General features: G+C 69.9%; 16 protein-coding genes. 14 read left to right on the forward strand and 2 right to left on the reverse strand.

The genetic code is table 11. The annotated features are described in order from the left end of the window. Positions 1-15: 15 nt before the first annotated feature. The 13 genes from AC07CM_RS25055 to nuoN are packed head-to-tail and all read left to right on the forward strand — an operon-like array spanning position 16 to position 15,696. Positions 16-570, forward strand: a complete 555-nt coding sequence (locus AC07CM_RS25055) for a NuoB/complex I 20 kDa subunit family protein (RefSeq protein ID WP_030742960.1) — start codon at positions 16-18, stop codon at positions 568-570. Then, entirely contained in the window at positions 567-1,331 is a 765-nt protein-coding gene (locus AC07CM_RS25060) for an NADH-quinone oxidoreductase subunit C (protein WP_478878695.1), read from the forward strand. Before AC07CM_RS25055 ends, AC07CM_RS25060 begins: the two co-directional genes overlap by 4 nt. Continuing rightward, positions 1,328-2,659: an NADH-quinone oxidoreductase subunit D gene (locus tag AC07CM_RS25065; protein WP_478878696.1), complete on the forward strand. Its 1,332-nt coding sequence runs from the start codon at positions 1,328-1,330 to the stop codon at positions 2,657-2,659. Before AC07CM_RS25060 ends, AC07CM_RS25065 begins: the two co-directional genes overlap by 4 nt. Next, positions 2,656-3,525 (forward strand): NADH-quinone oxidoreductase subunit NuoE, encoded by an 870-nt coding sequence (gene nuoE, locus AC07CM_RS25070; RefSeq protein WP_478878697.1) that lies wholly within the window; start codon positions 2,656-2,658, stop codon positions 3,523-3,525. Before AC07CM_RS25065 ends, nuoE begins: the two co-directional genes overlap by 4 nt. Continuing rightward, entirely contained in the window at positions 3,522-4,871 is a 1,350-nt protein-coding gene (nuoF, locus tag AC07CM_RS25075; RefSeq protein ID WP_478878698.1) for an NADH-quinone oxidoreductase subunit NuoF, read from the forward strand. Before nuoE ends, nuoF begins: the two co-directional genes overlap by 4 nt. Further along, positions 4,868-7,372: an NADH-quinone oxidoreductase subunit G gene (locus tag AC07CM_RS25080; RefSeq protein WP_478878699.1), complete on the forward strand. Its 2,505-nt coding sequence runs from the start codon at positions 4,868-4,870 to the stop codon at positions 7,370-7,372. Before nuoF ends, AC07CM_RS25080 begins: the two co-directional genes overlap by 4 nt. Then, entirely contained in the window at positions 7,369-8,733 is a 1,365-nt protein-coding gene (gene nuoH / locus AC07CM_RS25085; protein WP_478878700.1) for an NADH-quinone oxidoreductase subunit NuoH, read from the forward strand. The genes AC07CM_RS25080 and nuoH overlap by 4 nt, the downstream gene beginning before the upstream one ends. Further along, positions 8,726-9,376: an NADH-quinone oxidoreductase subunit NuoI gene (gene nuoI / locus AC07CM_RS25090; protein ID WP_478878701.1), complete on the forward strand. Its 651-nt coding sequence runs from the start codon at positions 8,726-8,728 to the stop codon at positions 9,374-9,376. The genes nuoH and nuoI overlap by 8 nt, the downstream gene beginning before the upstream one ends. Further along, complete coding sequence (locus AC07CM_RS25095; RefSeq protein WP_478878702.1) at positions 9,373-10,215, forward strand: NADH-quinone oxidoreductase subunit J; 843 nt, start codon at positions 9,373-9,375, stop codon at positions 10,213-10,215. The genes nuoI and AC07CM_RS25095 overlap by 4 nt, the downstream gene beginning before the upstream one ends. Continuing rightward, positions 10,212-10,511, forward strand: a complete 300-nt coding sequence (nuoK, locus tag AC07CM_RS25100) for an NADH-quinone oxidoreductase subunit NuoK (protein ID WP_073901863.1) — start codon at positions 10,212-10,214, stop codon at positions 10,509-10,511. Before AC07CM_RS25095 ends, nuoK begins: the two co-directional genes overlap by 4 nt. Before the next feature lie 15 nt (positions 10,512-10,526). After that, complete coding sequence (gene nuoL, locus AC07CM_RS25105; RefSeq protein ID WP_478878703.1) at positions 10,527-12,473, forward strand: NADH-quinone oxidoreductase subunit L; 1,947 nt, start codon at positions 10,527-10,529, stop codon at positions 12,471-12,473. 5 nt (positions 12,474-12,478) lie between these two features. Then, positions 12,479-14,050: an NADH-quinone oxidoreductase subunit M gene (locus tag AC07CM_RS25110; protein WP_478878704.1), complete on the forward strand. Its 1,572-nt coding sequence runs from the start codon at positions 12,479-12,481 to the stop codon at positions 14,048-14,050. Further along, positions 14,047-15,696, forward strand: a complete 1,650-nt coding sequence (gene nuoN / locus AC07CM_RS25115) for an NADH-quinone oxidoreductase subunit NuoN (protein WP_478878705.1) — start codon at positions 14,047-14,049, stop codon at positions 15,694-15,696. Before AC07CM_RS25110 ends, nuoN begins: the two co-directional genes overlap by 4 nt. 61 nt (positions 15,697-15,757) lie before the next feature. Here nuoN and AC07CM_RS25120 read toward each other — a convergent pair whose 3' ends face one another. Continuing rightward, complete coding sequence (locus AC07CM_RS25120; protein WP_478878706.1) at positions 15,758-16,294, reverse strand: hypothetical protein; 537 nt, start codon at positions 16,292-16,294, stop codon at positions 15,758-15,760. 335 nt (positions 16,295-16,629) lie between these two features. On the opposite strand from AC07CM_RS25120, the gene recQ reads away from it, so the two are divergent. Continuing rightward, positions 16,630-18,639 (forward strand): DNA helicase RecQ, encoded by a 2,010-nt coding sequence (recQ, locus tag AC07CM_RS25125; protein WP_478878707.1) that lies wholly within the window; start codon positions 16,630-16,632, stop codon positions 18,637-18,639. An 84-nt stretch (positions 18,640-18,723) separates the two neighbouring features. Here the strand turns inward: recQ and AC07CM_RS25130 are convergent, their stop codons facing one another. Then, on the reverse strand, positions 18,724-21,507 hold the full coding sequence (locus AC07CM_RS25130; protein WP_478878708.1) for a fumarate reductase/succinate dehydrogenase flavoprotein subunit: 2,784 nt from the start codon (positions 21,505-21,507) through the stop codon (positions 18,724-18,726). Between the last annotated feature and the right edge of the window lie 7 nt (positions 21,508-21,514).

The raw sequence follows: 21,514 nt of genomic DNA on the forward strand, positions 1-21,514 counted from the left end.
GGGGCCTTTAGAGACATGGGACTCGAAGAAAAGCTGCCGAGCGGCTTCCTGCTGACCACCGTCGAGCAGGCCGCGGGCTGGGTGCGCAAGGCGTCCGTCTTCCCGGCCACCTTCGGCCTGGCCTGCTGCGCCATCGAGATGATGACCACCGGTGCCGGCCGCTACGACCTCGCGCGCTTCGGCATGGAGGTCTTCCGCGGCTCGCCGCGCCAGGCCGACCTGATGATCGTCGCCGGCCGGGTCAGCCAGAAGATGGCGCCGGTGCTCAGGCAGGTCTACGACCAGATGCCCAGCCCCAAGTGGGTGATCTCCATGGGCGTCTGCGCCTCCTCGGGCGGCATGTTCAACAACTACGCGATCGTCCAGGGCGTCGACCACATCGTCCCGGTCGACATCTATCTGCCCGGCTGCCCGCCCCGGCCCGAGATGCTGATGGACGCGATCCTCAAGCTCCACCAGAAGATCCAGTCCTCCAAGCTCGGCGTGAACGCCGAGGAAGCGGCCCGCGAGGCGGAGGAGGCGGCGCTCAAGGCCCTGCCCACGATCGAGATGAAGGGGCTGCTGCGGTGAGCGACGCGAACGGCACCAACGGCGTGAACGGGTCCGCGAACGGGGTGAACCCGGACAAGGACCTCGCCGCCTCCAACCTCCCCGGCCAGCGCGGCCAGGGCGGCGAGGAGATCCGCGTCCAGCGCGGCATGTTCGGCGCCGACAACGGCGGCGACACCTCCGGCTACGGCGGCCTGGTCCGCTCGGTCCGACTCCCGGGACCGGCCAACCGGCCCTACGGCGGCTGGTTCGACGAGGTCGCCGACGAGCTGGAGGGCGCGCTGGAGGAACAGGGACTCGTCCCCGGCAACGCCATCGAGAAGACGGTCGTCGACCGCGGCGAACTCACCTTCCACATCGAACGCGAGCATCTGCTCCGCGTCGCCCGCACCCTGCGCGACGACCCGGCCCTCCGCTTCGAGCTGTGTACCGGCGTCAGCGGCGTCCACTACCCGCACGACAAGGGCCGCGAGCTGCACGCCGTCTACCACCTGCGCTCGATCACCCACAACCGGCTCGTCCGGCTCGAGGTCAGCGCCCCCGACAGCGACCCCCGCATCCCGTCCCTGGTCTCCGTCTATCCGACCAACGACTGGCACGAGCGCGAGACCTACGACTTCTTCGGGATCGTCTTCGACGGTCACCCGGCCCTGACGCGGATCATGATGCCGGACGACTGGCAGGGCCACCCGCAGCGCAAGGACTACCCCCTCGGCGGCATCCCCGTCGAGTACAAGGGCGCCCAGATCCCGGCTCCGGACCAGCGGAGGTCGTACTCGTGAGCACGCAGTCAGCATCCGCCGCGTCGGCGCGCGAGACCACCGAGGGCACCGTATATACGGTCACCGGTGGCGACTGGGACGAGATCGTCCAGTCCGCGGCCCGCGCCGACGACGAGCGCATCGTCGTCAACATGGGTCCCCAGCACCCGTCCACCCATGGGGTGCTCCGCCTGATCCTGGAGATCGAGGGCGAGACCGTCACCGAGGCCCGCTGCGGCATCGGCTATCTCCACACCGGCATCGAGAAGAACCTCGAGTTCCGCACGTGGACGCAGGGCACCACCTTCGTCACGCGCATGGACTACCTGACGTCCTTCTTCAACGAGACCGCCTACTGTCTCGCCGTCGAGAAGCTCCTCGGCATCGAGGACCAGATCACCGAGCGCGCCAAGATCATCCGGGTGCTCCTGATGGAGCTGAACCGGCTCTCCTCCCACCTGGTGTGCATCGCCACCGGCGGCATGGAGCTGGGCGCCACCACGATCATGATCTACGGATTCCGTGATCGTGAAATGATTCTCGACATCTACGAGCTCATCACGGGCCTGCGCATGAACCACGCGTACATCCGGCCCGGCGGACTCGCCCAGGACCTGCCGCCCGGCGCGGTGGACCAGATCCGCGAGTTCGTGAAGAAGATGAAGAAGAACCTCCCGGAGTACGACAAGCTCGCCACCGGGAACCCCATCTTCAAGGCCCGTATGCAGGACATCGGCTACCTCGACCTGGCCGGCTGCATGGCCCTCGGCGCGACCGGCCCGATCCTGCGCTCCACCGGTCTGCCGCACGACCTGCGCAAGACCCAGCCCTACTGCGACTACGAGACGTACGACTTCGACGTCCCGACCGCGGACTCCTGCGACGCCTACGGCCGCTTCCTGATCCGCCTGGAGGAGATGCACCAGTCGCTCAGGATCGTCGAGCAGTGCCTGGACCGGCTCCAGCCCGGCCCGGTCATGGTCGCCGACAAGAAGATCGCCTGGCCCGCCCAGCTCGCCCTGGGACCGGACGGGCTCGGCAACTCCCTCGACCACATCAAGAAGATCATGGGCACCTCCATGGAGGCCCTGATCCACCACTTCAAGCTGGTCACCGAGGGCTTCCGCGTCCCGCCGGGACAGGCGTACGCGGCCGTCGAGTCGCCCAAGGGCGAGCTCGGGGTGCACGCCGTTTCCGACGGAGGCACCCGCCCCTTCCGGGTCCACTTCCGGGACCCGTCCTTCACCAACCTGCAGGCCATGGCGGCGATGTGCGAGGGCGGCCAGGTCGCCGACGTCATCGTCGCCGTCGCGTCCATCGACCCCGTGATGGGAGGCGTCGACCGGTGACCACCAGTTCCTCGGAGCGGGGCGTCAGCCTGGGCATGCCCGGACTGCCCGCACCCGCGTACCCGGACGACGTCCGGGCCCGGCTGGAGACGGACGCGCGCGAGGTGATCGCGCGCTACCCCGACTCCCGGTCCGCCCTGCTGCCGCTGCTCCACCTCGTCCAGTCGGAGGAGGGCCACGTCACGCGCACCGGAATGCAGTTCTGCGCGGACATGCTGGGCCTGACCACGGCCGAGGTCACCGCCGTGGCCACCTTCTACACCATGTACCGGCGCAAGCCCTCCGGTGACTACCAGGTGGGCGTGTGCACCAACACGCTGTGCGCGGTGATGGGCGGCGACGCGATCTTCGAGACCCTCCAGGAGCACCTGGGCGTCGGCAACGGCGAGACCACCGGCGACGGCAAGGTCACCCTGGAGCACATCGAGTGCAACGCGGCCTGCGACTTCGCGCCGGTCGTGATGGTCAACTGGGAGTTCTTCGACAACCAGACCCCGGGCAGTGCCAAGCGCCTGGTCGACGACCTGCGCGCGGGTCGTGACGTGCAGCCCACCCGCGGAGCGCGGCTGTGCACGTTCAAGGAGACCGCGCGGATCCTGGCCGGCTTCCCCGACGAGCGGCCAGGGGCCGTCGAGGAGAGCGGCGGTGCGGGACCCGCTTCGCTGGTGGGCCTTCGCCTGGCAAGGGGAGAGGCCGCACCCGCGCGCGTGGTCCATCCGCGCGACGGCGGTCCGCACGACGAACCGCAGGACCGGGTGCACGAGCCGTCGCCGGCCGAGCACCTCAGTTCTCATGACGCGCCGCAGGAGACATCGGCCTCCGACCCGGCCCACCCCGCGGGGCCTACCGCCGAGGAGGGGGAGTGATGACCGTGGCACCCGAACTCAAGGACTCGAGCCCCGAGAAGCTGCTCGCACCCGTGCTGTCGGCCTTCTGGGACGAGGACCGGTCCTGGACTCTGGACGTCTACCGGAGGCACGAGGGGTACGAGGGGCTCCGCAAGGCGCTCGCCATGTCACCGGACGAACTGATCGCGTACGTCAAGGACTCCGGACTGCGCGGGCGCGGCGGCGCGGGATTCCCGACGGGAATGAAGTGGCAGTTCATTCCCCAAGGTGATGGAAAACCGCACTATCTAGTTGTCAACGCCGACGAGTCGGAGCCGGGGACCTGCAAGGACATCCCGCTCCTCTTCGCGAACCCGCACAGCCTCATCGAGGGCATTGTGATCGCGTGCTATGCCATCAGGTCGTCGCATGCCTTCATCTATCTGCGTGGTGAAGTCGTCCCCGTTCTGCGGCGGTTGCACGAGGCCGTGCGCGAGGCCCACGCGGCGGGCTATCTCGGCGAGAACATCCTGGGCAGCGGACTCGACCTCGAACTCACCGTGCACGCCGGCGCCGGCGCGTACATCTGCGGTGAGGAGACCGCACTGCTGGACTCGCTCGAAGGCCGCCGTGGTCAACCGCGGCTCCGTCCCCCCTTCCCTGCGGTGGAAGGCCTCTACGCCTGTCCGACTGTTGTGAACAACGTCGAGTCGATCGCGTCGGTTCCCGCCATCCTGAAAAACGGCAAGGACTGGTTCAGGTCGATGGGGAGCGAGAAGTCGCCCGGCTTCACGCTCTACTCGCTCAGCGGTCACGTCGCGAGCCCCGGCCAGTACGAGGCGCCGCTCGGCATCACGCTCCGCCAGCTCCTCGACATGAGCGGCGGCATGCGGACCGGCCACCGCCTGAAGTTCTGGACGCCGGGCGGCTCCTCGACCCCTATGTTCACCGACGAGCACCTCGACGTCCCCCTCGACTACGAAGGAGTGGGGGCCGCGGGCTCCATGCTCGGCACGAAGGCCCTGCAGTGCTTCGACGAGACGACCTGCGTGGTGCGGGCGGTGACGCGCTGGACCGAGTTCTACGCCCACGAGTCCTGCGGCAAGTGCACGCCGTGCCGCGAAGGGACGTACTGGCTGGTGCAGCTGCTGCGGGACATCGAGGCCGGCAAGGGCGTCATGTCCGACCTCGACAAGCTGAACGACATCGCCGACAACATCAACGGCAAGTCCTTCTGCGCCCTCGGTGACGGCGCCGCATCCCCGATCTTCTCCTCGCTGAAGTACTTCCGCGAGGAGTACGAGCAGCACATCACGGGCCGGGGCTGCCCCTTCGACCCGGCCAAGTCGACGGCCTGGGCGGATCGCCCGGAGGTGAACGCATGACCGTGACCACCAGCGCCCCCTCGGGAGGGGGAGAGGCGGCGGTCCCGCCGGAAGACCTCGTCACGCTGACCATCGACGGCGTCGAGATCAGCGTGCCCAAGGGCACCCTGGTCATCCGGGCCGCCGAGCAGCTCGGCATCGAGATCCCCCGCTTCTGCGACCACCCCCTCCTGGACCCGGCCGGCGCCTGCCGCCAGTGCATCGTCGAGGTCGAGGGCCAGCGCAAGCCGATGGCGTCCTGCACGATCACGTGCACGGACGGGATGGTGGTGAAGACGCACCTCACCTCCCCCGTGGCCGAGAAGGCCCAGCACGGTGTGATGGAGCTGCTGCTCATCAACCACCCGCTGGACTGCCCGGTCTGCGACAAGGGCGGCGAGTGCCCGCTGCAGAACCAGGCCATGTCGCACGGCAACGCGGAGTCCCGCTTCGAGGGCCGCAAGCGGACCTACGAGAAGCCCGTCCCGATCTCCACGCAGGTACTGCTCGACCGTGAGCGGTGCGTGCTGTGCGCCCGCTGCACCCGGTTCTCCAACCAGGTCGCGGGCGACCCGATGATCGAGCTGGTCGAGCGGGGCGCGCTCCAGCAGGTCGGCACCGGCGAGGGCGACCCCTTCGAGTCGTACTTCTCCGGGAACACCATCCAGATCTGCCCGGTCGGCGCCCTCACCTCGGCGGCCTACCGGTTCCGCTCCCGCCCCTTCGACCTGGTCTCCTCCCCGTCGGTGTGCGAGCACTGCTCCGGCGGCTGTGCCACCCGCACCGACCACCGGCGCGGCAAGGTCATGCGGCGGCTCGCCGCCAACGACCCAGAGGTCAACGAGGAGTGGATCTGCGACAAGGGACGCTTCGCGTTCCGGTACGCCCAACTCAAGGACCGCCTCGACACTCCGCTGGTACGCAACGCCGAGGGTGTCCTGGAGCCCGCCTCCTGGCCCGAGGCCCTGGAAGCGGCCGCACGTGGCCTGACCGCCGCCCGTTCCCGGGCCGGGGTCCTCATCGGCGGCCGTCTGACCGTCGAGGACGGCTACGCGTACAGCAAGTTCGCGCGCGTGGCGCTCGACACGAACGACATCGACTTCCGCGCGCGCGTGCACAGCGGCGAGGAGGCCGACTTCCTGGCGGCCCAGGTGGCCGGCCACGGCCGAGACCTCGACGGTACGGGCGTCACGTACACCTCTCTGGAGAAGGCGCCCGCCGTCCTGCTCGTCGGGTTCGAGTCGGAGGAGGAGGCGCCCGGCGTCTTCCTGCGGCTGCGCAAGGCCTGGCGCAAGCACAAGCAGCGGGTGTTCGCGCTGGCCACACACGCCACCCGAGGCCTGGAGAAGGCGGGCGGCACCCTGCTGCCGGCCGCTCCCGGCACCGAGACCGAGTGGCTGGACGCCCTCGCGAGCGGTGTCGGCCTGGAGGACTCCGGCACGCTGGCCGCCGAGGCGCTGCGCGCCGAGGGCGCCGTGATCGTCGTAGGAGAGCGGCTCGCCGCGGTCGCCGGCGGACTCACCGCCGCCGTACGCGCGGCCACCGCGACCGGCGCCCGGCTGGTGTGGATCCCGCGGCGGGCCGGAGAGCGCGGCGCCGTCGAGGTGGGCGCGCTGCCGTCGCTGCTGCCGGGCGGACGCCCGGCGACCGATCCGCGCGCGCGTGAGGAGGTCGCCGCGGCCTGGGGGCTCGCCGAACTGCCCCTGCGCTACGGCCGTGACACCCAACAGATCATCGAGTCCGCCGCCACCGGCGAACTGTCGGCCCTCGTGGTCGCGGGCGTGGGGGTCGCCGACCTGCCCGACCCGGCACGCGCGCGTGAGGCGTTCGAGAGCGTCGGCTTCCTGGTGTCGCTGGAACTGCGGCCCAGCGAGGTCACCGAGCACGCCGACGTCGTCCTGCCGGTCGCCGCCGTCGCCGAGAAGGCCGGGACCTTCCTCAACTGGGAGGGCAGGGTGCGCTTCTTCGAGGCGGCGCTCAAGCCCGACCAGATGACCCGCCGCCTCGCACCGACCGACGGGCGCGTGCTGCAGATGCTGGCCGACGCCATGGACGTCCACCTGGGCCTGCCCGATCTGCGCACCGCGCGCGCGGAGATCGACCGGCTCGGCCCCTGGGACGGCCCGCGGGCCTCCGAGCCCATGGAGTCCGCCGCAGCGCTGCCGCGTCCGGCCGCCGGAGAGGCCGTACTCGCCGGCCACCGGCTGCTGCTCGACCACGGTGTCCTGCAGGAGGGCGACGAGGCGCTCGCCGGTACCCGGCACGCCGCTCGCGCGCGCGTGTCGGCCGCGACGGCCGCCGAGGCGGGCGTCGCGAACGGCGACCTCCTCGCCGTCACCGGTCCCGAGGGCACGACCGAACTCCCGCTCCAGATCACCGAGATGCCGGACCGGGTGGTCTGGCTCCCGCTGAACTCCGTCGGCGGCGGCGTCGCCTCCGACACCGGGGCCACGCCCGGCTCCCTCGTCCGCATCGGCCCGGCGGCACTTGCCGAAGAGGCCCCCAAGGAGGTGGAGGCATGAGCCCGTACCTCGCCGCTGAAGACCTCTCGATGTTCGGCCGCGACCCCTGGTGGCTGGTCGTCGTCAAGGCGGTGTTCTGCTTCGCATTCCTGATGGTGACCGTGCTGTTCTCCATCGTCTGGGAGCGCAAGGTCGTCGCCTGGATGCAGCTGCGCATCGGTCCCAACCGGCACGGCCCCTGGGGCATGCTCCAGTCGCTCGCCGACGGCGTGAAGCTGATGCTCAAGGAAGACATCATCGTCAAACGCGCGGACAAGGTGGTCTACGTCCTCGCACCGATCGTCGCGGCCATCCCGGCCTTCATGGCGATCGCGGTGATCCCCTTCGGGCCGGCCGACGACGAGATCTCGATCTTCGGCACGCGCACCACGATGCAGCTCACCGACCTGCCGATCGCGATGCTCTACATCCTCGCGGTCGCCTCCGTCGGCATCTACGGCATCGTCCTCGCGGGCTGGAGTTCCGGATCCACCTACCCGCTCCTCGGCGGCCTGCGTTCCTGCGCGCAGATGATCTCCTACGAGATCGCCATGGGCGCCGCGTTCGCCTCGGTGTTCCTCTACTCGGGGTCGATGTCGACGTCGACGATCGTCGAACAGCAGCAAGACCGCTGGTACATCCTGCTGCTGCCGGTCTCTTTCATCCTCTACATCGTCACGATGGTCGGCGAGACCAACCGCGCCCCCTTCGACATGCCGGAGTCCGAGGGCGACCTGGTCGGCGGCTTCAACACCGAGTACTCGTCCATCAAGTTCGCGATGTTCATGCTCGCCGAGTACGTGAACATGGTGACGGTCTCGGCCGTGTCGACCACCCTGTTCCTCGGCGGCTGGCGTGCCCCGTGGCCGATCAGCGCAGTCTGGGAGGGCGCGAACCACGGCTGGTGGCCGCTGCTCTGGTTCGTCATCAAGGTCCAGCTGCTGCTGTTCTTCTTCATCTGGCTGCGCGGCACGCTCCCGCGCGTCCGCTACGACCAGCTGATGAAGCTCGGCTGGAAGGTCCTCATCCCGGTCTCGGTGACCTGGCTGATGCTCGTCGCCACCGTGCGGGTCCTGCGCAACGAGCACTACGACTTCGCCGACATCGCCCTCTACGTCGGCGGCGGTGTCCTCGCGCTGCTGCTGATCTCCTTCGTCGCCGACATGTTCCGCGAGAAGGCGAAGACGGCCGAGTCGCCCGCCGCCCAGGCGGCCGGATTCGACCCGATGGCGGGCGGATTCCCCGTGCCGCCGATGCCCGGACAGGAGCTGCCGCCGGTGCCGAGGCGCCGCCCGCGCCAGGAGCGGGAGCTGATTGTCAGTGGTGGGCCGGACACTGTCAGTGACGGATCTTCGGATGGAAAGGAGGCGTCCGATGGCTGAGGAGCCCAAGGAGACCGGGCAGACGAAGCCCGGCTTCCAGAACCCGGTGGCCGGCTTCGGCGTGACCTTCAAGGCCATGTTCAAGAAGCGGCTGACCGAGCAGTACCCGGAGCAGCACAAGACCACGGCCCCGCGGTTCCACGGACGGCACCAGCTCAACCGCCATCCGGACGGCCTGGAGAAGTGCGTCGGCTGCGAGCTGTGCGCCTGGGCCTGCCCCGCCGACGCCATCTACGTGGAGGGCGCCGACAACACCGACGAGGAGCGCTACTCCCCGGGCGAGCGGTACGGCCGCGTCTACCAGATCAACTACGCCCGCTGCATCCTGTGCGGGTTGTGCATCGAGGCGTGCCCCACGCGCGCGCTGACGATGACCAACGAGTTCGAACTGGCCGACTCCAGCCGCGCCAACCTCATCTACACCAAGGAGCAGCTGCTCGCCGGCCTCGAGGACGGCATGGTCGACACGCCCCACGCGATCTTCCCCGGCACAGACGAGCAGGACTACTACCGGGGCCTGGTGACAGAGGCGGCGCCGGGGACCGTACAGCAGGTCGCCGTGTCCAAGGGAGAGGCCCCGCAGGAGGCCGCGTCCACCCTCGGCGACCAGGAACCGGCGTCGGAAGAGGTGACCGGCCGATGAGCGCGCAACTCGCCGCCTACACCACCTCCACCGGTGAGGCCTTCCAGTTCTGGGTCCTCGGCACCGTCGCGGTGATCGGTGCTCTGTGCACCGTCTTCATGAAGAAGGCCGTGCACAGCGCCCTCTGTCTCGCCGGCACCATGATCGTCCTGGCCGTGTTCTACCTCGCCAACGGCGCCTACTTCCTCGGGATCGTGCAGATCGTCGTCTACACGGGCGCGATCATGATGCTGTTCCTGTTCGTGGTGATGCTCGTCGGCGTGACGGCCGCGGACTCGCTGAAGGAGACCATCAAGGGCCAGCGCTGGCTGGCCCTTCTGTGCGGGGTCGGCTTCGGCGTCCTGCTGCTCGCGGGCATCGGGAACGCCTCCCTGAAGGAGTTCGCCGGCACCGGCCAGGCGAACGCGAACGGCAACGTGGAGGGCCTCGCGTCCCTCATCTTCACGAAGTACGTCTTCGCCTTCGAGATCACCGGCGCCCTGCTGATCACGGCCGCCGTCGGCGCCATGGTGCTCACCCACCGCGAGCGCACCGAACGTGCCATGACGCAGCGCGAGCTGTCCGAGCAGCGCATCCGCGAGGCCACGTACATTCCGCCGCTGCCCGCCCCCGGTGTCTACGCCCGGCACAACGCCGTGGACATCGCGGGCCTGCTGCCCGACGGCACCCCGTCGGAGCTGACCGTCAGCAAGACGCTGCGCGAGCGCGGTCAGATCCGTGACGTGTCCGCGGAGGCGCTCAACGACCTGCGGGCCCTGGAACAGCGCGCCGAGGAGCGCCTGGAGCGGACCGCGATCGAGCCGACGACGTTCAAGCGGCCCGAGGAGGCGTCGAAGTGAACCCCGTCAACTACCTCTATCTCGCGGCCCTGCTGTTCACCATCGGCGCGACCGGGGTGCTGATCAGGCGCAACGCGATCGTCGTGTTCATGTGCATCGAGCTGATGCTCAACGCCTGCAACCTCGCGTTCGTCGTCTTCTCCCGGATGCACGGCAACCTCGACGGCCAGATCATCGCCTTCTTCACGATGGTCGTCGCCGCCGCGGAGGTCGTGGTGGGCCTCGCGATCATCGTGTCGCTGTTCCGTACCCGCCACTCGGCCTCGGTCGACGACGCCAGCCTGATGAAGCTGTAAGGGGTCGGAAGAATCGTGGAGAACCTGATCGCGCTGCTCATCGCGGCGCCCCTGCTCGGAGCGGCCGTCCTCCTGGTCGGCGGCCGGCGGCTGGACGCCGTCGGCCACTGGATCGGCACGCTCCTGTCGGCCGCCTCCTTCGTGTTCGGCCTGATCCTCTTCGCCGACCTGCTCGGCAAGAACGCGGAACACCGCACGCTGACCCAGCACCTGTGGACGTGGATCTCGGTCGGCAGCTTCCAGGCGGACGTCACCTTCCGCCTCGACCAGCTGTCGATGACGTTCGTCCTGCTGATCACGGGCGTCGGCTCACTCATCCACCTGTACTCGGTCGGGTACATGGAGCACGACGAGCGCCGCCGCCGCTTCTTCGGCTACCTGAACCTGTTCCTCGCGGCGATGCTGCTGCTCGTCCTCGCCGACAACTACCTGCTGCTCTACGTCGGCTGGGAGGGCGTCGGCCTTGCCTCCTACCTGCTGATCGGCTTCTGGCAGCACAAGCCCAGCGCGGCCACGGCGGCGAAGAAAGCCTTCCTCGTCAACCGTGTCGGCGACATGGGCCTGTCGATCGCGATCATGCTGATGTTCACCACCTTCGGCAGCTTCGCCTTCGGCCCCGTCCTCAGCCACACCGGTGACACCAGCGAGGGCAGGCTCACCGCGATCGGCCTGATGCTCCTGCTCGCCGCCTGCGGCAAGTCCGCGCAGGTGCCGCTGCAGTCCTGGCTCGGGGACGCGATGGAGGGCCCCACCCCGGTGTCGGCCCTGATCCACGCCGCGACGATGGTGACGGCGGGTGTCTACCTGATCGTCCGCTCCGGTGCCATCTTCAACGCGGCTCCCGACGCCCAGCTGGTGGTCACCGTCGTCGGAGCGGTCACGCTCCTCTTCGGTGCGATCGTCGGTTGCGCGAAGGACGACATCAAGAAGGCGCTGGCCGGCTCGACCATGTCGCAGATCGGCTACATGGTGCTGGCCGCGGGTCTCGGCCCCATCGGCTACGTCTTCGCGATCATGCACCTGGTCACGCACGGCTTCTTCAAGGCCGGGCTGTTCCTCGGCGCCGGTTCCGTCATGCACGGCATGAACGACGAGGTCGACATGCGCAGGTACGGCGGCCTGCGCAAGTACATGCCGATCACCTTCGCCACGTTCGGCCTCGGCTACCTCGCCATCATCGGCTTCCCGTTCCTGTCCGGCTTCTACTCCAAGGACGCGATCATCGAGGCGGCCTTCGCGAAGGGCGGTACGCAGGGCTGGATCCTCGGCGGCGTGGCCCTGCTGGGCGCGGCCATCACCGCCTTCTACATGACGCGCGTGATGCTGATGACGTTCTTCGGAGAGGAGCGTTGGAAGAACCAACCCACTCGCTCCCCGGAGGTGCCGAGCGCGGAACCCGCGGCCGAGCACCGCGGCGAGCACGCCGAGCCGCACCCGCACGAGTCGCCCAAGGTCATGACGATCCCCATGATCCTGCTGGCCGTCGGCTCGGTCTTCGGCGGTTTCTTCTTCCACCTCGGCGACCGCTTCCTGCACTGGCTGGAGCCGGTCACCGGCTACAGCGAGGGCAACTCGCCGGTCAGTGCCGCGGAGGTCACCGGCGCGACCATCGTGTGCCTGGTCGTCGGTGTCGCCATCGCCTGGGCCCAGTACGGCCGCAAGCCCGTCCCGGTCGTCGCCCCGCGCGGCTCGCTCCTCACCCGGGCAGCGCGGCGCGACCTGCTCCAGGACGACTTCAACCACGTCGTCCTGGTGCGCGGCGGCGAGCACCTCACGCGCTCCCTGGTGTACGTCGACCACACCCTGGTCGACGGCGTCGTCAACGGCACGGCGGCCGGGTTCGGCGGCCTGTCCGGGCGGCTGCGCCGGGTCCAGAACGGGTTCGCCCGCTCCTACGCGGTCTCGATGTTCGGCGGTGCGGCACTCCTGGTCGCCGCGACCCTGCTGATGAGGGCGGTCTGATACCGATGTCCTTTCCCCTGCTGACAGCGACGGCGGCACTCCCGGCCGTCGGAGCGGTGGCCACGGCCGCCGTACCGGTCACGCGCCGCACCGCCGCCAAGTGGCTGGCGCTGGTCGTCTCACTCGCCACCCTCGCCCTGGCGGTCACCGTCCTGGTCCGCTTCGACCCGGACGGAGCCCGCTACCAGCTCACCGAATCCCACGCCTGGATCAAGGACTTCGGGGTCAGGTACGAGCTGGGCGTCGACGGCATCGCGGTGGCCCTGATCGCGCTGACCGCCCTGCTGATCCCGTTCGTGATCCTCGCCGGCTGGCACGACGCCGACCCGCTGGAGACCGGAAGCCGCCGCTGGCGGCCCACCCAGGGCTTCTTCGCGCTGATCCTGGCCGTCGAGGCGATGGTGCTCATCTCCTTCGAGGCCACCGACGTCTTCCTCTTCTACATCTTCTTCGAAGCCATGCTCATCCCGATGTACTTCCTCATCGGCGGCTTCGGGGACCGTGCCCACGAGCACGGCGAGGAGGCGGCCTCCACGCAGCGTTCGTACGCGGCGGTGAAGTTCCTGCTCTACAACCTCGTCGGCGGTCTGATCATGCTGGCCGCGGTGATCGGCCTCTACGTGGTGGCCGGCAACTTCTCGCTCGCGGAGATCGCCCAGGCGCGCGCGAGCGGCTCGCTGCACATGGCGACCAACACCGAACGCTGGCTGTTCCTCGGCTTCTTCTTCGCCTTCGCTGTGAAGGCCCCGCTGTGGCCGCTGCACACCTGGCTCCCCAACGCCATGCAGGAGTCCACCGCCCCGGTCGCCGTCCTCATCACCGCGGTCGTCGACAAGGTGGGCACCTTCGCGATGCTCCGCTTCTGCCTCCAGCTGTTCCCCGAGGCCAGCAAGTGGGCGACGCCCGTCATCCTCGTACTGGCGCTCATCAGCATCATCTACGGGGCGCTGCTCGCGGTCGGGCAGCGGGACATCAAGCGGCTGGTGGCGTACGCGTCGATCTCGCACTTCGGCTTCATCATCCTGGGCATCTTCGCGATGACCAGTCAGGGCCAGTCCGGCGCCACGCTCTACATGGTCAACCACGGCATCTCCACGGCCGCGCTGATGCTGGTCGCCGGCTTCCTGATCTCCCGGCGCGGCTCGCGGCTCATCGCCGACTACGGCGGTGTGCAGAAGGTCGCCCCGGTGCTCGCCGGCACCTTCCTGATCGGCGGCCTCGCCACCCTCTCCCTCCCCGGACTCGCGCCGTTCGTGAGTGAGTTCCTGGTCCTGGTCGGCACGTTCACGCGCTACCCGGCGATCGGCATCATCGCCACCTTCGGCATCGTCCTCGCCGCGCTCTACACCCTCGTGCTGTACCAGCGGACGATGACGGGCCCGGTGAAGCCCGAGGTCTCGGCGATGCCCGATCTTCGCGCGCGCGAGCTGGTGGTCGTCGCCCCGCTGATCGTGCTGCTGATCTTCCTGGGCGTCTATCCGAAGCCCGTCACGGACATCGTCAACCCGGCGGTCAAGCAGACCATGTCCGACGTACACAAGACCGATCCCAAGCCCTCGGTGGAGGCGGCCAAGTGAGCGCAACAGCCGTCCACAGCCTGTGGACAACCGCGGCCGAGCCGATCTCGAAGATCCCCACGCCGAAGATCGAGTACGGGCAATTGTCGCCGACCTTGATCATCGTCGGCACGGCGCTGGTCGGGGTACTGATCGAGGCGTTCGTCCCGCGCCGGTCCCGCTACTACGCGCAGGTGTTCGTGTCCGTCGTGGCCCTCTGTGCCGCGTTCGCCGCGGTCGTCGCGCTGGCGGCCGACGGGTACGGCACCACCAAGGCGCACATCGCCGCCATGGGCGCGATCGCGGTCGACGGGCCGTCCCTGTTCCTGCAGGGCACGATCCTGCTGGCCGGTCTCGTCGGCCTGTTCACCTTCGCCGAGCGGCGCCTGGACCCCGAGGCACACGGCAACCGGGTCGACTCGTTCGCCGCCCAGGCCGCGTCCGTGCCGGGCAGCGACAGCGAGAAGGCCGCCGTGAAGGCCGGGTTCACCACCACCGAGGTGTTCCCGCTGCTGCTCTTCGCGATCTCCGGCATGCTGCTCTTCCCCGCGGCCAACGACCTGCTGACGCTGTTCGTGGCCCTGGAGGTCTTCTCCCTGCCGCTGTACCTGCTGTGCGCGCTGGCCCGCCGCAAGCGGCTCATGTCGCAGGAGGCCGCGGTCAAGTACTTCCTGCTCGGGGCGTTCGCCTCCGCGTTCACGCTCTTCGGCATCGCTCTGCTGTACGGCTACGCGGGATCCATGTCGTACGCGCGCATCGCGCAGGTCGTCGACGGCACCGTCACCAACGTCGATCCGGCGCTGGCGAACACCATGGGCAACGACGCGCTCCTGCTGATCGGCGCGGCCCTGATCACGATGGGCCTGCTGTTCAAGGTGGGCGCGGTGCCGTTCCACATGTGGACGCCCGACGTCTACCAGGGCGCGCCGACCCCCGTGACGGGCTTCATGGCGGCGGCGACGAAGGTGGCGGCGTTCGGCGCGCTGCTGCGCCTGCTGTACGTCGTCCTGCCGGGCATGCGCTGGGACTGGCGGCCGGTCATGTGGGCGGTGGCCGTGATCACCATGCTGGGCGGCGCGATCGTCGCGATCACGCAGACCGACATCAAGCGACTGCTGGCGTACTCGTCCATCGCGCACGCCGGATTCATCCTCGCCGGTGTCATCGCGACCTCGAAGGACGGCGTGTCGTCCGTCCTGTTCTACCTGGCCGGGTACTCGTTCGTGACGATCGGCGCCTTCGCGGTGGTCACGCTGGTGCGCGACGCGGGCGGCGAGGCGACCCACCTGTCCAAGTGGGCCGGGCTCGGCCGCCGTTCACCGCTGGTGGCGGCCGTGTTCGCGGTATTCCTGCTGGCCTTCGCCGGTATCCCGCTGACCTCCGGTTTCGCCGGGAAGTTCGCCGTGTTCAAGGCGGCGGCGGACGGCGGCGCGGCCCCGCTGGTCGTGATCGGTGTGATCTCCTCGGCGATCGCCGCGTTCTTCTACATCCGGGTGATCGTGCTGATGTTCTTCAGCGAGCCGCGGGCGGAGGGGCCGACCGTGGCCGTGCCGTCGCCGCTGACCATGGCGGCGATCGGCGTGGGCGTGGCGGTGACGGTGGTGCTCGGTGTGGCGCCGCAGTACTTCCTGAACCTGGCCGGCCAGGCGTCGGTGTTCGTGCGCTGAGCCCCTGCTCACAGCCGTGCGGCCCCGGTTCCTCCGAGCGAGGAGCCGGGGCCGTCGCACGTCAGTGTCCCGCCATGCCCTGCATGGTCGAGGAGGGGCACTTCACGGTCGGGTTCCACTGGGCGAAGAGGCCGCTGGGGTTCTTCTTGTAGAGCCATACGTGCAGGTCGTAGTGGCGGGGCATGCCCGGGTAGTGACCGGCCATGGGGCCCTGGAAGTCGTGCCCGAACAGGCGGGGCCGCTTCATGTTCTTCCCGGTGACCGGAACGACCCACTCCACGCCGACGAGCCGGCGCCGGCCGTTGGCGGCGTCCTCGTAGAGCAGGGCGGCGGGCTTCTTCGGGTCGAGGGAACCGAACCGGGACTCGTTGAAGTAGTGGAATCCCATGCCGCCCTGGGCGCGGGACAGGCACAGGTGAGGTTCGTAGCCGTTGGCGGTCGCGAGCGGCAGGTAGGTGTACTGCGCCGTGGCGGAGTAGGCCTCGCTCAGCTGCTGTTCGGTGGACAGGTCCGTGTCTGAGGCGTGGGCGGGCGCGGAAGCGGGCAGGGCGAGGGCCGAGACGAGGGCGAGGGCGGCTCCGGCGAGACGAGCGATCATGAGGTGGGGCTCCTAGGGGCAGGTGAGTGGCATCGCGAACGCGTGGAATCGGGCGCGAAGCGTGATCCGTAGGCGGGCGGACCTCCTCCCGGCCCGCCTCCAGCAGCCTGTTACCGGGCGAGGGGAGGCGGCCATCCAGGAGCACCCAATGGGGCGGCGGCGGCCGCAGATAAGCACCCAATCGGTTGAGCGGCGGCCGCTGGGAAGCATCCGATCGGTTCATGTGACGAGTCACCCGCACCTGTGGACAACTTCCTGCACTGTCGGCGCGGACCCCTATCGTGGACGCAGTGGTCGAGGAACGACGCGGGGGACAGGACACGGGGGACAGGACGATGAGCGCGACGGGCGGGATCAGCGACATGCCAACAGTGACCGAGGGGCCGGGCGCGGCCGAGAGCGAGGCGCTGGCCACGCTGCACCGGGTCTTCGGGTACGAGGCCTTCCGCGGCGAGCAGCAGGCGATCATCGAACACGTGGTGGCGGGCGGTGACGCCCTCGTACTCATGCCGACCGGCGGCGGCAAGTCGCTGTGCTACCAGATCCCGGCCCTGGTCAGACCGGGCACGGGCGTGGTGGTCTCACCGCTGATCGCGCTGATGCAGGACCAGGTGGACGCCCTGCGTGCCCTCGGCGTGCGGGCCGGCTTCATCAACTCCACGCAGGACTTCGACGAGCGACGCGTGGTCGAGGCCGAGTTCCTCGCGGGCGAGCTGGACCTGCTGTACCTCGCCCCGGAGCGGCTGCGTGTGCAGAGCACGCTCGACCTGCTTTCCCGCGGCAAGATCTCCCTCTTCGCGATCGACGAGGCGCACTGTGTGTCCCAGTGGGGCCACGACTTCCGCCCCGACTACCTGACCCTCTCCCTGCTCGGCGAGCGCTGGCCGGACGTCCCCAGGATCGCCCTCACCGCCACGGCCACGCGCGCCACCCACCAGGAGATCACCCAGCGGCTCAACCTGCCGACGGCCCGCCACTTCGTCGCCAGTTTCGACCGGCCCAACATCAAGTACCGGATCGTGCCCAAGGCCGACCCCAGGAAGCAGCTGCTCGCCTTCCTCAGGGAGGAGCACGCGGGCGACGCCGGCATCGTCTACTGCCTCTCCCGCAATTCGGTGGAGCGGACCGCCGAGTTCCTGAGCGCCAACGGCATCGAGGCGGTGCCCTACCACGCGGGCCTGGACGCCGGCACGCGCGCGGCTCACCAGTCACGGTTCCTGCGCGAGGACGGCCTGGTCGTGGTCGCGACCATCGCCTTCGGCATGGGCATCGACAAGCCGGACGTGCGGTTCGTCGCCCACCTGGATCTGCCCAAGTCGATCGAGGGCTACTACCAGGAGACGGGCCGCGCGGGCCGCGACGGCCTGCCCTCCACGGCCTGGATGGCCTACGGCCTCAACGACGTCATACAACAGCGCAAGCTGATCCAGTCCGGCGAGGGCGACGAGGCGTTCCGCCGCCGGGCCGCCGCCCACCTCGACGCCATGCTCGCCCTGTGCGAGACCGCCCAGTGCCGGCGCGGCCAGCTGCTGGCCTACTTCGGCCAGGAGCCCGGCGCCGTCGGGTGCGGCAACTGCGACACCTGCGTCACCCCGCCGGAGACCTGGGACGGCACCGTCGCCACGCAGAAGGCGCTGTCGACGGTGGTACGGCTGCAGCGGGAACGCGGGCAGAAGTTCGGCGCCGTGCAGATCGTCGACATCCTGCTCGGCAAGCGCACCGGCAAGGTGATCCAGTTCGACCACGACCAGCTGTCCGTCTTCGGCATCGGCCAGGACCTCAGCGAGGGCGAGTGGCGGGGCGTCATCCGGCAACTGCTGGCCCAGGGCCTACTCGCGGTCGAGGGAGAGTACGGCACGCTGGTGCTCACCGAGGCAAGCGCTTCGGTGCTGCGCCAGGAGCGCCAGGTGCCGCTGCGCAAGGAGCCGAAGAAGCCTGCCGCCTTCCGGTCCGGTTCCGGCACCTCTTCCGGCCGGGGCGACCGAAAGGCCAAGGCCGCCGCCGTCGAACTGCCCGACGAACTGGTTCCCGCCTTCGAGGCCCTGCGCGCCTGGCGCGCCGAACAGGCCCGCGAGCAGGGCGTCCCCGCGTACGTCATCTTCCACGACGCCACCCTGCGGGAGATCGTCGCCCGTTGGCCCGGCTCGGTGCGGGAGCTGGGCACGGTCAGCGGCGTCGGCGAGAAGAAGCTGGCGACGTACGGCGAAGGGGTGCTGGAGGCGCTGAACGCCCTGGGCGGACCGGGCTCCGCGACCGGTAGCTCCCCAGCCCCCGCGCCCGCCCGGTCCCCGGAGGACGACTGGCCCGAGCCGGACGAGGAGCCCGAGCCGGACGACTGGGCGTAGCCGCACGACCGGACATCGCCGCTGGAGGCCGTGCGGGGCCGCACCCTCCTCGGGTGCTGCTCCCCGGAGCGACGCGGGGGACCGTCACAGTCCCCGCGACGCATACGCCCTGACGTCCGCGTCCGAGTCGGTCGTGGCCGTGGCCAGGGCCGCCCGGACCTCCTCGGTGGTCTCATGCCGGGTCAGGGCCAGGACGGCCGCCTTGCGCACATCGGCGTTCGGGTCGGCGAGTGCCTTGGCGAGGGCGGGTACGGCGGTCTCGGCGGACGCGACCGACAGTGCGGTGGCGGCGCCTGAGCGAACCTGCCAGGCCGGGTCCGACAGGGCGGCCACGGCACGGGCGGCGAGCGGTGACGGGCATCCGGCCGTGGCCAGCGCACCGAGCGCGGCACCGCGCACCAGCGGGTCGGCGTCCTCGGTGAGCCGGTCCAGGGCGCCGCTGAGCACCTCCCGGGCCAGCGTTTCCAGAGGCGCCGGGCTGACGGCGGCCAGCGCCTTGGCCACGGTGACGCGGACCTCCCGGGAGGGATCGTTCGCGGCGCCCGCCAGCGGTTCGGCCGCGTCGACCGAGACGAGGGCGCGCACGGCCTCGATCCGCACGGAGATGTCGGGGTCGTCCAGAGCGGCGCCGAACACGGCGGCGTCGCCCAGCCGCAGCGCGCGCAGCACGTCGAGGGCGGCGGCGCGGACCACGGGGTCGGCCTCGGCGAGCGCGCCGGTGAGGGCGGCGCCCAGCGCGGGTTCGGGAGGCAGGGTCTCGACGAGTTCGCGCAGAGAGGCCGCAGCGGTCTCACGGACCTCCGTGTCGGGGTCGCCGAGGGCACCTGCCAGTGCCTGCCCGGTGCCGGGCGGCACGGTCTCGGTGAGGACCGAGACGGCCGTACGGCGGACCGCGGGGTCGGGATCGGACAAGTAGGGCTTCAGGGAGACGAGTTCGGGCTCCTCCTCGGCCAGCTCCAGCAGCTCGAGGAGCCGAGGCGAGGCGGAGCCGAGGATGCCGCCCGTGTCCGTGGTCCCGGCGGCGCGGGCGGACGTCGGTCCAGCGGTGACTGGCACCACATCGCGCGGGCCGGCCGTGGCGACGTCCTCGGCGTGGACCTCGCCGAGCCGCCTGGAGAGACCGCCGGCCGGGGCGAAGCCCTCGACGGGAACCACATAGGGAGCCACGGGACGGGCCGTGAACTCCATCGCACCAGAGGGGGACTTGTGCAGATCGAGATGGTGGAACCAGGAGGCGTCGTCACGCCGGGGGTGGTCGATGCGGTTGTGGTAGAGCCCCCAGCGGGACTCGGTACGGGCGAGGGAGGCCCGGGCGGCCATCTCCGCGCAGTCGCGGATGAAGGTGACCTCGGCGCAGCGCATCAACTCGTGCGCGGTACGGGCGCCCATGGCGGCGATGTCGGCGTGCATCCGCTCGAAGGCCTCCAGCGCGAGGGAGAGCCGGGCGCCGGACTTGGGCGGTGCCACGTAGTCGTTCACGAAGCGACGCAGCTTGTACTCGACCTGGGTCTGCGGCGGGCCGTCCGGGTTGCGCAGCGGGCGGTAGATCAGCTCGTGCGCCTCACACACCTGGTCCGCGGGAAGCTCCCCCTCGTACGCCGAGAACCGGGCGGCGTCCGCACCCGCGAGGTCGCCGAAGACGAAGGCGCCGATCATGTAGTTGTGCGGGACGCAGGCGAGGTCGCCGGCGGCGTACAGGCGGGGGACGGTCGTACGGGCGTGGTCGTCGACGCGGACGCCGGAGGCGGAGTGGCCGCCGCACAGGCCGATCTCGGAGATGTGCATCTCGACGTCGTGGGTGCGGTAGTCGTGCCCGCGCCCGGCGTGGAAGGTGCCCCGGGTGGGCCGCTCGGTGGAGTGCAGGATGGACTCCAGCGCGGAGATCGACTCCTCGGGCAGGTGGCTCAGTTTCAGGTAGACGGGACCGCGGTCGCTGGCGACCTCGGCGGCGAACTCGGCCATCATCTGCCCGGACCAGTAGTCGGAGTCGACGAAGCGCTCGCCGTGCCGGTTGACCTGGTAGCCGCCGAAGGGGTTGGCGACGTAGGCGCAGGCCGGCCCGTTGTAGTCCTTGATCAGCGGGTTGATCTGGAAGCACTCGATGCCGGTCAGCTCGGCACCCGCGTGGTAGGCCATGGCGTACCCGTCACCGGCGTTGGTGGGGTTCTCGTAGGTGCCGTAGAGGTATCCGGAGGCGGGCAGACCGAGACGTCCGCAGGCGCCGGTCGCGAGGATCACCGCGCCCGCCCGGACGGTGACGAAGGCGCCCGTGCGCGTGTTGAGACCAACCGCCCCCACCGCCCGCCCGTCGCCCGGCGCGGTCAGCACGCGCACCGGCATCACCCGGTTCTCGATGCGTATCCGCTCCCGCATCTCACGACGCCGCAACTGCCGGTACAGGACCTTCTTGACATCCTTGCCTTCCGGCATCGGCAGTACGTACGAGCCGGAGCGATGCACCTGGCGGACCGCGTACGCGCCATGCTCGTCCTTCTCGAACTTGACCCCGTACGACTCCAGTCGCTGGACCATCGCGAAGCCGCGCGTCGCGGTCTGCCGGACGGTGGACTGGTCGACGATGCCGTCGTTGGCGCGGGTGATCTCGGCGACGTAGTCGTCGGGCTCGGCGCGGCCCGGGATGACCGCGTTGTTGACGCCGTCCATGCCCATGGCCAGCGCGCCGGAGTGCCGTACGTGGGCCTTCTCCAGGAGCAGGACGTTCGCGCCGCGCTCGGCGGCGGTCAGGGCGGCCATGGTGCCGGCGGTGCCGCCGCCGACGACGAGGACGTCGCAGGTCAGCTCCTCGGCGTCGGTGACGGCCGGGATCTCCAGGGGGTTCTGCGCGGGGGCGTTGGCGGGGGTGGTCACCGGGGTG

Source organism: Streptomyces sp. NPDC044061, assembly GCF_056434305.1.